At 38.3% G+C, this 14,936-nt stretch carries 14 protein-coding genes, 1 tRNA gene and 1 riboswitch; of the genes, 10 read left to right on the forward strand and 5 right to left on the reverse strand.

Annotated elements, in window-relative coordinates; translation table 11 throughout:
- Positions 1-18: 18 nt before the first annotated feature.
- The 3 genes from DIZ80_04005 to DIZ80_04015 all read left to right on the forward strand — a co-directional run bounded on the left by DIZ80_04005 (position 19) and on the right by DIZ80_04015 (position 1,701).
- Positions 19-783 (forward strand): hypothetical protein, encoded by a 765-nt coding sequence (locus DIZ80_04005; GenBank protein ID RDH84642.1) that lies wholly within the window; start codon positions 19-21, stop codon positions 781-783.
- Positions 784-832: 49 nt separating this feature from the next.
- The gene (locus DIZ80_04010) at positions 833-1,195 is read left to right on the forward strand and encodes an ethyl tert-butyl ether degradation protein EthD (GenBank protein ID RDH84643.1); all 363 of its coding nucleotides are present in this window, start codon (positions 833-835) and stop codon (positions 1,193-1,195) included.
- 83 nt (positions 1,196-1,278) lie between these two features.
- Positions 1,279-1,701, forward strand: coding sequence for a hypothetical protein (locus tag DIZ80_04015; GenBank protein RDH84644.1), 423 nt, complete (start codon positions 1,279-1,281; stop codon positions 1,699-1,701).
- Positions 1,702-1,866: 165 nt separating this feature from the next.
- On the opposite strand, the gene DIZ80_04020 is transcribed toward DIZ80_04015, so the two are convergent.
- Both DIZ80_04020 and DIZ80_04025 read right to left on the reverse strand, forming a co-directional pair.
- The gene (locus tag DIZ80_04020; protein ID RDH84645.1) at positions 1,867-2,235 is read right to left on the reverse strand and encodes a hypothetical protein; all 369 of its coding nucleotides are present in this window, start codon (positions 2,233-2,235) and stop codon (positions 1,867-1,869) included.
- A 124-nt stretch (positions 2,236-2,359) separates the two neighbouring features.
- Positions 2,360-2,445: riboswitch (cyclic di-GMP riboswitch) on the reverse strand.
- 169 nt (positions 2,446-2,614) lie between these two features.
- The gene (locus DIZ80_04025; GenBank protein ID RDH84646.1) at positions 2,615-4,048 is read right to left on the reverse strand and encodes a histidine kinase; all 1,434 of its coding nucleotides are present in this window, start codon (positions 4,046-4,048) and stop codon (positions 2,615-2,617) included.
- A gap of 358 nt (positions 4,049-4,406) precedes the next feature.
- On the opposite strand from DIZ80_04025, the gene DIZ80_04030 reads away from it, so the two are divergent.
- On the forward strand, positions 4,407-6,065 hold the full coding sequence (locus tag DIZ80_04030; GenBank protein RDH84647.1) for a GGDEF domain-containing protein: 1,659 nt from the start codon (positions 4,407-4,409) through the stop codon (positions 6,063-6,065).
- Positions 6,066-6,167: 102 nt separating this feature from the next.
- On the opposite strand, the gene DIZ80_04035 is transcribed toward DIZ80_04030, so the two are convergent.
- Both DIZ80_04035 and DIZ80_04040 read right to left on the reverse strand, forming a co-directional pair.
- Positions 6,168-9,368 (reverse strand): multidrug transporter AcrB, encoded by a 3,201-nt coding sequence (locus DIZ80_04035; GenBank protein ID RDH84648.1) that lies wholly within the window; start codon positions 9,366-9,368, stop codon positions 6,168-6,170.
- 98 nt (positions 9,369-9,466) lie between these two features.
- Entirely contained in the window at positions 9,467-10,480 is a 1,014-nt protein-coding gene (locus DIZ80_04040; protein RDH84649.1) for an efflux transporter periplasmic adaptor subunit, read from the reverse strand.
- A 337-nt stretch (positions 10,481-10,817) separates the two neighbouring features.
- On the opposite strand from DIZ80_04040, the gene DIZ80_04045 reads away from it, so the two are divergent.
- Positions 10,818-11,102, forward strand: coding sequence for a hypothetical protein (locus DIZ80_04045; GenBank protein RDH84650.1), 285 nt, complete (start codon positions 10,818-10,820; stop codon positions 11,100-11,102).
- A gap of 226 nt (positions 11,103-11,328) precedes the next feature.
- Here the strand turns inward: DIZ80_04045 and DIZ80_04050 are convergent.
- Positions 11,329-11,418: transfer RNA gene (locus DIZ80_04050), tRNA-Ser, on the reverse strand.
- Between the two features lie 242 nt (positions 11,419-11,660).
- Here DIZ80_04050 and DIZ80_04055 point away from each other — a divergent pair.
- From DIZ80_04055 to DIZ80_04075, 5 genes are all read left to right on the forward strand, one after another.
- Positions 11,661-12,326: a BAX inhibitor protein gene (locus DIZ80_04055; GenBank protein RDH84651.1), complete on the forward strand. Its 666-nt coding sequence runs from the start codon at positions 11,661-11,663 to the stop codon at positions 12,324-12,326.
- 85 nt (positions 12,327-12,411) lie between these two features.
- Positions 12,412-12,591 carry a hypothetical protein gene (locus tag DIZ80_04060; protein ID RDH84652.1) on the forward strand — a complete coding sequence of 60 codons (180 nt, stop codon included), beginning with the start codon at positions 12,412-12,414 and terminating at the stop codon, positions 12,589-12,591.
- A gap of 137 nt (positions 12,592-12,728) precedes the next feature.
- Complete coding sequence (locus DIZ80_04065) at positions 12,729-13,715, forward strand: glycosyl transferase family protein (GenBank protein RDH84653.1); 987 nt, start codon at positions 12,729-12,731, stop codon at positions 13,713-13,715.
- A gap of 91 nt (positions 13,716-13,806) precedes the next feature.
- Positions 13,807-14,025, forward strand: a complete 219-nt coding sequence (locus DIZ80_04070) for a DUF2892 domain-containing protein (protein RDH84654.1) — start codon at positions 13,807-13,809, stop codon at positions 14,023-14,025.
- 67 nt (positions 14,026-14,092) lie between these two features.
- Positions 14,093-14,923, forward strand: a complete 831-nt coding sequence (locus tag DIZ80_04075; GenBank protein ID RDH84655.1) for a hypothetical protein — start codon at positions 14,093-14,095, stop codon at positions 14,921-14,923.
- Positions 14,924-14,936: the final 13 nt, after the last annotated feature.

The following is a 14,936-nucleotide window of genomic DNA, read 5'->3' on the forward strand; positions in this document are numbered from 1 at the left end:
AGGCAATAAGCAGGCTCTATGAACTTAAATAAAAAAGAACAGATATGTCAATTATTGAAAGGTATAGAAACCGGTGACCCATCAGCGGTAGCTATAGTCAATGAAGATAAGTATATACAGCACAATCCACAAACGCATGAAGGCAGTGAAGGACTAGCAGTACTTTTTAAGCGTCTATCTGAAACATCGCCTAAAGTAAATATTGTGCGCATTTTTGAAGATAATGATTTTATTTTCGGTCACACAGAGTATGACTTTGCAACTCGGAATATAGGTTTTGAAATATTTCGATTTGAAGACGGCCAGGCAGTTGAACACTGGGATAATATCCAGAAAAGACAAGGACCTAATAGCTCTGGAAACACTATGGTCGATGGCATAACAGAAGCCACAGATCATGAGTTAACAGAAATTAACCGAACAATAATTATATCTTTTACTGATGATGTGCTTATTCATAAACACATTATTCAACTGGGTGATTATATAAACCAGAAGCACTATACTGAGCATAGTCCACACCTTGGCAACGATCTGACCGAACTACGTATGGCCTTATCCCAATCCAATTCTAGTTGTTTTTCAATCAGTTATGAGAAATGCCATCGTATATTAGCTGAAGGCAATTTTGTTCTGAGCGTTTGTGAAGGTAATGTTAATAAAATTTCATCATCTTTCTTTGACCTATACCGCTTAGAGAACAGAAAAATTGTAGAGCATTGGGGCACGATAGAAAAAATTCCAACTCGTAGCGAATGGAAAAATAACAACGGCAAGTTCTAAGCAACCATTATCGTAAAAAACTTGAGTAATAAATATAAGGAGCGGCTTAATGATTAAATTTATTATGTGTATTACACGTCACCCTGACATGTCACGCGAAGAATTTAAAGAGTACTGGATGAATAAACATGGCCCTTTCTTCATGGATAACGCAGAAGCAATGGGTGCAAAAAAATATGTGCAATCACACACTCTAAATACACCTTTGAATGAAGGTTTAAGAACCTCAAGAGGGATGTTACCTGAGTATGACGGTGTTGCTGAAGTCTGGTTCGAATCAGAACAGGCGCTTATGGATGGAATGAACTCTCCTGAAGGCCAGAAACTTGGTGTAGCATTAATGAAAGATGAAGGTAATTTTATCGATCATACAAAATCTTCTGCTTTCATTGTTGAAGAACACGAATTCTAAATGGCTAACATGATAAAATTTATGCTCGAGAAAAGTCATTTCGAACATTAGAGAATTTTTATCATTATTGACACAGTTAAAAAATGAAAATTTTTATTAAACAATTAATAATCCCTGTCACATTATTTCTTTTCTCATTTTCAACCATGAGCGCAGATAGTGTCGTGCAACAATGGAAGCAGGGATTGAACGGAGCAAAGTTAACATCTTACACTGGCTCAGTTATTAGCTCTAATAGCACACTAACAGTAATAAAATTTTGCAAAAATGGCCGATATAGCTACAACAAGGAAGGAAGCTGGTCTGTTCCCGGCACTGCTGGAGGAGCTTCGAATAACACTATAAACGGGGTTTGGGATATTCAACATAATGCAAAACACGTCGTATTGGTATATACAACTGACAAAAAAGAACAGGGATTTTTTCCTATCTACTTACAGAGCAATGGACGGGTAAATATTGGCGGTACTGCTTACGCTATTCAAAAAAATCAGGCTGGATGTTAGAATATTTTCTATGTGTAATAAATATGCAGCATCTAACAGATTAATGTAGAGAGCGGGGATTTATTAAAACAAACTGTGCCAGAGAACAATTATTATTAGAGGACTATTGATCTCTACTCCAACTAAATCCACAGTTTAATTTTATTTAAAATTTAATAGTTAATATCAGTCATTTCTCTCAACCCAGTCATATGCCTTACTTAAGTCTTCAAATATCTCTACTTCCCAATTCGAACCTTTAAAAAATGATGTGAAATATTTAGCCCTTTGATTCTTTACATCATTGATTATGATGGCTGTTTTGATATAAGGGTTAGATAAAGCAGCAGCTTTATGCATGCAGGCTACAGTGGCAATTTCATTTGCGTCCATTTGAATAGTTACAACATCAGAAAAATCAACTAACTTATAACTTATTTCATCAAATCGTGAATCACTGTAAATACTAACTGATGCGTCTATAACTTCTTTACCTGTAACATCCCCATGATATTTCCAGTAGACACCCTCAGATTCCCATATTAATTTATGCATTAATTTTTCCTGCTTTATATGAATGAAAATATCAGTTAACACTTTATTATATTTGAAGTCAGTCTGGAATTTTATAAATCGTAAACTGAGAATGCATGACTCTTACTCGCATAATGATATGCGATGCAGCAACCCCACTATCCTAGATTTTCATCCTTAGACTGGTGGCTTTACGCCCTTGTCTTTCGAACAAGTTTGCCAAAAATTGATTTATACTTATATCCTGTATTTAAGTCAAGAGGTTTTAAAAAAACATTGACAATAACGCCCTTCCACTCACCCGAATGAAGGATAAAGCAGCATTGAAAAACAACTAATACAGGATTATTTTTCTCTTTAATTCTAAATTATTTCAAATGAAACCATAAATGAATATGATTTAAGGTTCTACATCCATACCGTCATTATTAGAGTTATACAGTACTCCGATAGCGACAAACTCTTCTATATTTGATATTAAAATATCCACAAGATCTGGATCAAAATGGGAACCACTTTCTTTTTCTACCCATGATATAACATCATCCAATGGCCATGCTTTTTTATAATGTCGCTCTGATAACAGTGCATCATAAACATCAGCCAAAGCCACAATTCTTCCATATACGTGTATATCATTTTGCCTTAACCCCCAGGGATACCCACTACCATTCCATTTTTCATGGTGCTGATGCGCTATTATGGCTGCTGCTTTTAGTATGTCGCGTTTCGAATGTGAAAGCATCGAATAGCCAATGGCAGGATGGTTCTGCATGGTTTCAAATTCTTCAGTTGTTAACTTGCCCGGCTTAAAAAGTATTGAATCAGGAATTCCCAGTTTACCTATATCATGCAAAGGTGCAGCTGAAGCAATTAATTCTACATCTCTATTCGACAGACCTAATTTAGTTGCTAATAATTTACTGTATTCCGTTACTCGTCGAGTATGATTTTTTGCTTCTTTTGAACGCTGCTCTTCAATTACACCCATGGTAAAAACTGTTTCTCTTAAGGTGTCTTCAATTTCATTATTAAGCTCTAACAAATTAAAATTGAGCTGTTTAAGCATGTCCTGATTAGCAATAATATCTTTATTGAAATGATTTATTTCTTTTGCAACGTTTTCAAACTCAACCGTTGTAAATGTTTCTGAGTTGACCGGCTCATGTGTTACATAAGCATCTTTTGCTTTTACGATGAGGTTTTCAAGAGGATCTTTTATGTAAACCTGAACCGTTCTTAATGTATTAATAGCGATTAATAATATAATGGTTAATGAAGCTACCAGCAGCACCATTAATAACCATGAAGCCATACTGCGGTACTTGGTAATATCTAATGTGATATCAACAGCACCCAATACAGTACCTTCAGAAACCTGATGACAATCAAGGCAGTTAAGTCTCCCCTGATTTGTAGCTATGTAAGGCATAACAGCACGAATTGAAGGTATTATGCCGAAATCATCTATTATGAATTCCGGCTGTTTTGTCTCAAATACTTTTTTGACTATCTCACCTGCCTCTTTTTCGAGCTGACTAACACCAAATTGCCTGTTAACAGCAGGCGCCCGAATTATTTCAATCTCACTGATATCATGCACTGTTTTTATTTCATTTAAAAAGAAACTTCTTTTATCCATAACATCTGCTTTCATATGGGCCGTTAAACCTGCTTTTATAATATCTGCAATGGATGTTGCTTCATTTTTAACAATATTATGAGAAAGCATTCTGAAATTAAATGCAATAACAACAGACATCACAACAGCTGCCAACAATAGAAATGACAATAATCGACTTAAGGTAATGGTCTTAATGCTGGGTTTTATCATAATGAGTTTTATTTAGTCTGATCCCTATACCTTATAGCTGCTTCTTTAGACATATCAAGATCATTAACGAGCTTAAAACACTCTATATTAAGCTATATCAACTATTTATAGATAACCGGATCGTAACTGGCAAATCAACCGACCTAACTCATTGAAAAATCATATTCTAAGCAAAAAAGAGATAAACAAGCTATAACACCATATAAGCAGAAGTTATGATTATTAGATATCTCAGCTCTCCTTAAGTATACAGTTACACCTGAACAACGTTCCGAATAAAACAGGTGTATTTGAGTATTTAAAAAATATAAATCCAGACCAGATCTTTGTAGTCACCAATAATGAGATGTAACTATTAATGAAGTTATTTTTATGTTTTATACTTGTTTGTATAATCCACCCCGTTCAAGCATCACAAACACCTTTAGATTTATCAACCCCTCAACATAACATTGGACAATCAATGATCGTGTATGAGGATATTGATGCCGGGATGAATTTTGAGCAAATACGTTTATTAACTAATGATGATTTCTATAGATTAAAACAAAGCATCTTTAGCACTCCTTTTAGCCAGTCAGCCTACTGGTTTAAGCTCTCTTTAAATAATACAGAAACATCTGCAGTTACGCGTCTGATTGTTTTTGAGCCACCCTGGCTTGATCATATCAATATAAGCATCATTTCACCTGGCGGCAATATCAAACAGATTGAACTGGGAAATACATTTAATTATGAGAAAAGAGGAATAGACCATTCTTTAATTAATTTTAAACACATGTTCGAACCCGGTGAATCTATTGTTTTCATGCAGGTTAAAACACGGGATCCTTTTGTATTTGCTGTTTCCATACTTGCAGAGCGTGATTTTCTATTCGAACAGATGCGGGAATCTAAAAAAACTGGATTTTTATATGGTGTAATGATCGCCCTGCTTTTATACAATTTATTTCTATATATTGGAATTAAAGAAAACTATTATTCTTATTATGTGCTTTTCGTAAGTGCTTTTTTAATCATGAACGCTTCATACAATGGTTATACTTTTAAGCTATTATTTTCACAAATCCCAGTATTGCAAACCTGGATTCAGAGTTTTTCTATTATTCTATTTTCACTAACTGGCTTATTATTTGCTCAATCATTTCTAAATCTAAAAAAATTCCATCCTCAACTTAATACGTTAACTAAAAACATAATTATAGGCTACGCAGTTGTAGCTGTATTTTCTGCTGTTTTAAGCGGTTACACCTTAAATGTTATTATTGCTGTTTCATTCGCTGGTTTTATCAGTGCTTATATTTTTTCTATTGCTCTGTATTCATGGAAAAGTGGAAACAGATCTGCACGTTTTTTCATAATGGGATCAGCCAGCGGATTAATAGGTACTATAGTCACTTCTAGTAGCGTAATGGGAATAATTCCATTTAGCTACATTACCTATAAAGCACTCGATTTCGGCATGTTAATTGACGCCGTATTTTTATCACTAGCTTTAGCTGATCGTGTAAGAATAACAAATAATGATAAATTAAAAGCCGAGCAGGCGTCTCTCACTGATGTGTTAACCGGCCTGAAAAATCGTCGCTCTTACTATGAAACACGAACACAGGAATTACATCGAATTGCCCGATACAAAAACAAACTTTCCATGATTACCCTGGATGTAGATCAGTTTAAACACTTTAATGATAATTTTGGACATGATGTAGGTGATCAGGTTTTAAAACATCTGGCAACAATTCTGGAAAAATCTAAACGTCAGGATGACTATGTATTCAGAATGGGTGGTGACGAGTTTTTACTCTTATTACCCGAGACAGATAAAGAAGAAGCTTCTCAACTAGCGGAACGAATAGCGACTACACTTGAAAATGAACGCTTAATTATAAATGACACCATACACAGAGTACATATATCCTCAGGCGTCGCTGAATTTTTACCCGATGACACCTCTATGAAAAGCGTAGAAAAAAGAGCCGATATTGCTCTGTATGAAGCAAAAGAAAGCACCTAATAACTAAACAACACCTTAATTATATTTTTAAGATTATTTTTTATACGCTGCCTTATTACAGTGTATTTATCACACGTTACAAACATACAGCCACCGGGTAACTTATACCCTGTTACGCATCAACGCATAATACATAACCGGTATAACAACTAATGTTAATAAAGTTGAAACCAGAATACCGAAAATAAGTGATATAGCAAGCCCGCTAAATATTGGATCATCCAGAATAAAGAAAGCCCCTAACATTGCTGCAAGCCCGGTTAACACAATCGGTTTAGCACGCACTGCACCCGCATTAATAACCGCTTTTTCAAATGCCATGCCCTGCTCAACCTGTTGATTAATAAAATCCACCAGTAAAATAGAGTTACGCACGATAATTCCGGCCAGCGCAATCATGCCGATCATAGATGTTGCAGTAAACTGCGCACCCAGTAATGCATGTCCGGGCATCACACCAATTATAGTTAGTGGAATCGGTGCCATGATAATTAGTGGCACCAGATAAGATCTGAATTGTGCAACAACCAGAAAATAAATTAAAATCAAACCAACTGAATAGGCTATGCCCATATCACGAAATGTTTCATAGGTAATCTGCCATTCACCATCCCATTTCATACTATATTGATAAGGGTTTTCTGGCTGATCAATCATATGTTGCTGCAATAAAGGCTTATCCTTCGTTAGCTTAGCCATAATATCAAACATGCCATAAAGCGGACTATCCAGATCACCTGATGTATCACCTGTTACCATTACTACCGGCAATAAATCTTTATGATAAATTGCATATTCAATTTTAGTGTTTTCTATACGGACCATTTCTGACAGAGGAATCAGCTTGCCGTCTCTATTATGCACACGCAGTGATAACAGGCTATCAACTCTAGCTCTATCTTCAACTTTAAATTGTAATCGTAACGGTAACGGATACTTCATATTACCTGTGTGTAGATAACTGACATCCTGACCTTTAACCACCGTAGAAATCAAACTAACTATCTGCTGCTGAGTAACACCAGCCATCGCTGCCTTTTGCTGATCAACATGAATAATGATTTTATCCGCTTCGGCTTCAATCGTATCATCCACATCAACGACATCAGCTGTGTTATCAAACACCTTACGAATGTCTTTCGCTACTTTATGTTGACCGCTGTAATTTAGCCCGTAAATTTCAGCAACTAATGGTGACATCACAGGAGGCCCGGGGGGCACTTCTACAATTTTAATATTGGCGTTATATTTTTTACCAATTAACTGTAATGGGTCGCGTAAATCACGAGCAATCTCATGACTCTTTTTATCCCGTTCTGATTTATCTAATAAATTAACCTGAATATCACCTTCGTTTGCCTGCTGGCGCAAATAATACTGACGCACTAAACCGTTAAAGTTGATCGGTGCGGCATCACCGGCATAAACCTGATAATTTGAAACTTCAGGCACCTTCGCTATAACTCGCCCTAACTCACCTAATACTCTGGTAGTTTTTTCCAGCGTTGTGCCTTCCGGCATATCTACAATCACCTGAAACTCTGATTTATTATCAAATGGCAGCATTTTCAAAACGACCTGTTTGAAACCAACCAGTGCGACTGAAGAAATCAGTAAAGCCAATATACCAATAAATAATTTTCGTCGATTAGACTGACCTTTTTCTCCACTTAAAAAGGGTGCCAGATATTTATTAAAAAACACATATAACTTTGAGTCTTCTTCATTTTCTACCTCAGACTGTGAATGACTTTGACCGGCTAAAACTTTATAAGCTAACCAGGGAGTAACCACAAAAGCCACCACCAGAGATATAAGCATGCCAAGACTGGCATTAATAGGAATCGGACTCATATAGGGCCCCATCATTCCGGTAACAAATGCCATTGGCAGAAGTGCAGCAATAACCGTGAATGTCGCGAGAATGGTCGGGCCACCCACTTCATCTACCGCTAACGGAATTGATTCTTTAAATGATTTTCCACCGAGTTGCATATGTCGGTGAATATTTTCAACTACAACAATGGCATCATCAACCAGAATACCGATAGAAAAAATTAACGCAAAAAGTGAAACCCGATTTAAGGTAAAACCCCAGGCCCAGGATGCGAATAATGTAATCGCCAGCGTAATAACAACTGCCAGCCCCACAATAATAGCTTCACGCCATCCCAGTGCAAATAAAACCAGTAATACAACAAATGTTGTGGCAAAAGCAAGTTTGCCAATAAGTTGTTTTGATTTTGCATCCGCTGTTAATCCGTAATTTCGGGTAATGGTAACTTCAACATTATCAGGAATAAAAACACCCTTTAACTGCTCAACCCGTTCAATGACCTGATTGGCAATTTCAACCGCATTCGTGCCTGGCTGTTTAGCAATTGCCAGTGTTACAGCTGGATACTCACCATGAATATTTTTCTGGTTTAAATCAGACCCTGCGCCTACACCAAACCAGCTTGTTTGCTCGGGATGTACAGCACCCCTTTTAACTTGCGCAACATCACGTAAATAAATGGGCTTGTCATTATGCATACCAACAACTAGATCTTTAACTTCTGACACTGAACTTAGAAACTGTCCGCTTTGAACTTCAACCTGATTGTTGTCACTAATAAGTTGGCCCGACCTATCTGAGCTATTACTCGCACGTAATGCATTCTCCAGATCACTGACCGATAATTTATATGCAGCCAGTGTGGTTGCATCGAGTAAAATTTGCACAACATCATTTGCTGCGCCTTTAGTGTAGATATCACGCGTACCCGGCACACGTTTCAGTTCAGCTTCAATTGCATGTGCCACTTTTGTTAATTCATAACGACCATGGGATTCGTCTTTAGTCCACAAAGTCATAGCAACAATTGGCACATCATCAATACCCTTAGGTTTGATAATAGGTTGAGCTACACCTAACCCCTGTGGTAACCAGTCCTGGTTTGAATACACTGTGTTATACAAACGCACAATTGCCTGAGTGCGATCTTCTCCCACTTTAAACTGCACGGTTAAAACAGACATGCCGGGCCTGGAGACAGAATAGATATGCTTGATACCTTCAATTTCTGAAAGCACCTGTTCAGCCGGTACACTAATCAATTGCTCAACATCACTCGCGGATGCACCGGGAAAAGCGATAAAAACATTTGCGAAGGTTACATTGATTTGCGGCTCCTCTTCACGGGGAGTAATCATTACCGCAAAAATGCCTAATAGAAAACCTAACAACGCGAGCAATGGAGTGATCTCGGTATTTAAAAAATACTGAGCGACCTTACCTGAGATACCGAGATTGTTATTCATTAATTTGTAACTCTCTTAAACATTGTCATATCTGAATATTTATATCTGGATTCCAGTTTGTATCAGGGGATGAGATACACACTGAAGCAACAGTCGTATTAATTAGTAATATGATCTTTATAATAAATAGTCGCTTTAACTGGATCGATTGCTACCTGATCATTTTCCTGCAGGCCAGATAATATTTCGATATTGCCATTTATCTGCTGTCCGGGTCTTACCTGTAATAAACTCAGCTCTTTTTGATCATTCATTACATACACACCCGTCATTTCACTGCGATGTGTTATAGCTGAAGCCGGCACCAGTAACTTGCGCATTTGCCCAATTGAAAATGCAACTTTAACCGCCATGCCCGGATACAGGCCATGACTACCTTGCGGTAAATTAACTCTGACTAAAAATGTATGACTATCAGCATCCGCATAAGGGCTTATTGTCATGGATTTTCCATCAACACTTTTACCGGCCACAAGCACTCTGGCTGCTTTAAATTGTCTGACAGGTAAAATAATATCCTGTGGAAGATTAACCGCGACCCTGAGTGACTCTAATGACAAACCGGTAAAAAGTGGTGCGCCCGTTTGAGCCGTTTCACCCACTTCAATATGGCGTTTAACTACAATACCGCTATAAGGTGCTCGCACGATCGTACGCTCAAGGTTTTCTTCAGCCTGATCTAAACGGGCGCGGGTTAACTTAAACTGAGACTCGGCTTTATCAACGGCCGATTTAGAAATCAGATTTTTACTGTGTAGCTGCTGCACTCGCAGAAACTCTGTTTCAGCCTGAGAAAAATCAGCCTGTGAGGCACGTAATTTTGCCTGCTGATCTTTATCACGCATACGCAGCAGAACATCATCTTTTTTCGCATAATCATTTACATCAAAATATATCTGCTTCACACGCCCTGATGTCTGGGCTGTAACCGTCGCTTTATTCACCGCCTCAACCAACGCATCAATAACCCGCTCCTGTTGAACCTCATGATATTGAGCGGCTGCCAGCTCAATGCCCTGCTCTTCAGCCTGTAGCGGAGCAGATGAAGCCAGTGTGTAAACACACAGCATTAATAATGGAATCTTCAAATCGGTAAAATCGAGAGTAAACATAGAATTCGTCTCTTTTATGCATTTAGGATGATGCTTTATAAGTGCGTATTAATATAGCACATATAATAAGAAAATTTGCCAGTAGTATCTGAGTGTATTAACTGAGCCGAAACCTGAAACAGTCTGGCATAAAGACCTGAATTTAGCCTTCCTGTAAATAACATTAAATTTTTGTTTCTTATATGATTGCTTTTAACCTGTTTTTTTAATTAAGAGAAATTAATCACATGCGTATGCATCTCAATTTTTTCATTAATATTTGTAGCATGATGCTAATTTTTATCAGCGGCAACTGCAAAGCATCACCAACATCAAACGAATTCATTAAATGTAAAAAATGGCTGTTTCAATACTTGAGCATTGCCTGAACGAAAACACTTATTACCAGAATGAATTTTGTTGGAAAAAATCAAATGATGTTTATAACTCATGCTCAAGGCAGGTTAAGCAAACTCATAACTCAAATGAAAGAAATTCTAAAAGAAAGGCTGAGTTGAAGATTCATTTAGAACAAATTTATGATTACTTATTCTATAAATTAAACAAAGACAAAAAGGAGAGCGGTGACAATCGAGAATTATTAGCCTTTCCATTTGTCACCGACCCCTTCCCTCTTTTATGAAGGGCTGCCTCTCCGCCAGTTAACTACCATCTTTTAAATGAGTACTTAACTTTCGTTACGTACTAATAGAGGGATTGATGGCACACATCCCTTCGGGGCGCTGTAAAAGCATCGCGTCGAAAAAGCGCTGTCCTGCGCTTTTTTCGAAACTGGTTCGAACCAAATACTACCTTTCCACATACATAAAAAAAGGCCCCCTGAAAAACAGGGAGCCTTTTTTTATGTATGGCGGAGAGGCAGGGATTCGAACCCTGGGTCGGGATGAACCGACGCCGGTTTTCAAGACCGGTGCATTCGACCACTCTGCCACCTCTCCAGGTTCGAGCGCCCAATAAATGGGTGTTACATCGAGGTGGCGAATAATACTGGAAAATTATGTGTAAAACCAGTCTCTTGTGACTTTTTTATGCGAAAAAGCCTAATCACACCAAAGAAGTTGGTATGCACTTGAAAAATCACACAAATAGCCACACATAGTGAACTAAGAATGGCTTTGCCTTGTCTCAAACACAATGGTAATCTAACGCCAACCAAATAACTTAAACGTACGGGAATTTAATGAACAATCCAAATATCTCAATAGGTCGCTCTCAGGAGTCGGTTCTTGCAACGAATAAAGTGCTTAAAAACACGTATATGTTGCTTTCTATAACGCTGATATTCAGTGCTATTACTGCTTTTATCGGTATGCAAATGCAAATTGGTCAGGGCGTTGCGATGATTGCAACTTTTGGCGCTATTGGCATTTTGTGGTTTGTATTGCCTCGTACAGCTAATTCTGCTGCGGGTATTCCGACAATATTTGCCTTCACCGGTCTAATCGGCCTGGGCATGGCTCCAATGCTTAATATGTACCTTGCGGTTAATCCTAGCGTTGTTTCTACTGCACTGGGTGGCACGGGTGTGATATTCCTTGGTCTTTCAGGTTACGCACTGACTACACGTAAAGATTTCAGCTTTATGGGCGGATTCCTTATGGTGGGTATGCTGGTTGTGATCGTTGCAGCTCTAGCTAATATCTTCCTGCAGATGCCGGTTATGGGTCTGGTTGTTAGTGGCGCAATCGTAATGCTAATGAGTGGTTTGATTCTGTATGAAACATCTTCAATCATTCACGGTGGCGAAACTAACTATATTATGGCAACTGCTAGCCTGTTCCTTTCTATAATCAACCTGTTCCAGGCTCTATTGCACCTGCTTAGCGCTTTTGGTGGTGATGATTAATCATCACACCAACTGGTAACACCCTTCACGCCCCGGTTATCCGGGGCGTGTTGTTTCTAAACATTAAATATTAATAGAGATAAGTATGGATTGGTTAAAAATAGGCAGTGCGGTCTTTCTAATCGCGATGATCGTGTTTATATGGCCACGCATGAAACATGCGGTAGCAAACTCCCCTAAGGGAACCATGCAAGACTGGATGGGATATATTGTGCCACTGGCCGCAGTGATTGGTTTTGTATTTCTACTGATACAGATGGTTTAATGGCGACCAGAGCCTGAAACCACCAATAAATAGTTGATTTTGATGATTTAACCCCTATATATCCCATTCTTTATGGGTTTATAATTTACGATTAACCTTTAATATACTCCCCCAAACAACGATTATTTGAGATATTTATGCAAGAAGAACATCCATTTGCCCCTTTTATACGCATACTTGGTAAAGGTAAAAACGGCTCACGTGGTTTAACCGCTGAAGAAGCATTTGAATCAATGAGTATGGTTCTGGAAGACAAGGTAACCGCCGAGCAGCTGGGTGCATTTTTAATGCTGTTACGTGTTAAAGAAGAAACGCCGGAAGAAGTTGCAGGTTTTGTTCGTGCGATTAGACACTTTCTCAAACAGGATGGGCAAACTTATGCTGATCTTGACTGGTCGTCTTATGCAGGTAAACGTCGTCATTCTCCGTGGTACGTATTAAGTGCATTATTACTAGCCGATAATGGTATCAAGGTTTGTATGCACGGTGCAGAAGGCCATACACCGGGTCGTATGTATACCTCTGAAGTATTAAAGCCACTTGGCATAGAAACCAGCACCACTCTGGATCATGCGAAACAGCAGATTGAAAAAAATAACTTCTGTTATATGCCTATATCAACAATTAGTGACCGGTTGAAGGATATTATAGAGCTACGTCCGTTTTTAGGCTTACGCTCTCCAATTCATACCGTTGGCCGAATGATAAACCCGTTAAAAGCGCCCCACTCTATTCAGGCTATTTTTCACCCGGGTTATCAATCAGTACATCAGCACGCTGCCAATATTATGGGTGAAGAACAGATTGCAGTATTTAAGGGTGAAGCAGGTGAAGTTGAACGTAACCCGGATACAAAATGCACCGTATCTTATGCCATTGATGGAAAAACATGGGATGAAGAATGGCCCGCCATTTTTGCCAAACGCCATGTAAAAGAAAGCACGCTGGATGAAAACAGACTGGGCCCTTTCTGGCGCGGTGAAGAAACAGACGAGTATGCAGAAGCGGCAATTGTGGGTACGACCGCTATTGCCCTGCGTTTATTAAATAAAGCAGAAACACCGGATCAGGCATTAGAACTGGCTCAGGATATGTGGACTAAGCGGAACAAAACAAAACATTAGAAGAAAATTTATTTTCTCAAAAAACAGAAAGCATTAATACGATGGAATGCCAGTCAGTAACAACGAAATAAATACAACTGGAGAAATATCAATGACTATAGAACGAGCACTTTTTGCAATGGGCGGCATCATGGTTATGCTGACATCTTTATTAGCCATATTCCATCACCCTAACTGGACATGGGTTACCCTGTTTGTTGGCTTTAACTGTTTTCAAAGTTCATTCACAGGCTTCTGCCCACCGGCGTGGTTAATGAAAAAATTTGGCCTTAAATCTGAAGCTGAAAACGCGGCAGAAACCAATAACTAAACTTTTATTATCATCCCTGATATTTTCCCCCGGGAATTTATTCAGGCGTGATTAATATTTCTCACTAATGAAATCACACCTAACAACATTAATTATTGCTTTAGTCGTCGGTTATTTTGGCGGTTACATGAGTAACACGGATTATTTCAATTCTGAAAAATCCTCTCACAAAAACAGCGCCAATAATAACAACCAGAAACCGAACCCATTTCAAACTCAGGCCGATTCTGATGATCTGGCATATCAGTTTGAATTGCTGCAATATAAATTTGACGGACTCCAGAACCAGGTCGAAACACTGAAAGTTTCTTTAAAAAATAACACTATTTCACAAAACGATGCTGAAGATTCTTCTGGTAAAAATAACAGTAAGAAAAAAATAAAATCTAATGTAACACCCAACGCTGAAAATCTAATTGCATCTGGTATTAACCCGGATATTGCAGAAGATATTCTACGTCGCATGAGCCAGCAGGATTTCAGACGCCTTGAATTACAAAATATGATGAGACGCTCCAGCTCTACACAGAGAAGAGAATACAGCAAAGAACTGAGGGAACTGAATTCAAATAAAATTACACTGCGCTCAGAAATGGGAGATGATGCATACGATCAGTATTTATATGTAAGCGGACAGAATAATCGTGTAAAGGTAAGTTCAGTTATGGCAGGCTCACCCGCCGAGTCTTCCGGTTTTCAACCCGATGACATCATCTTATATTACGACGATAAAAAAATACTAAGCTGGCCTGATGTCAGAGCAGCAACAATGCAGGGTGAAATAGGCAGTTATACCAGTATTGAAATTATACGTGACGGCACTCAAATGAGTTTGATGGTACCCAGAGGCACTTTAGGTGTTCAGCTTGATGCGGTGCAGATAGAACCCGCACAGTAATTTTTTACTCTGT

Source organism: endosymbiont of Galathealinum brachiosum, from assembly GCA_003349885.1.
In the GTDB taxonomy this organism is placed as follows: domain Bacteria; phylum Pseudomonadota; class Gammaproteobacteria; order SZUA-229; family SZUA-229; genus SZUA-229.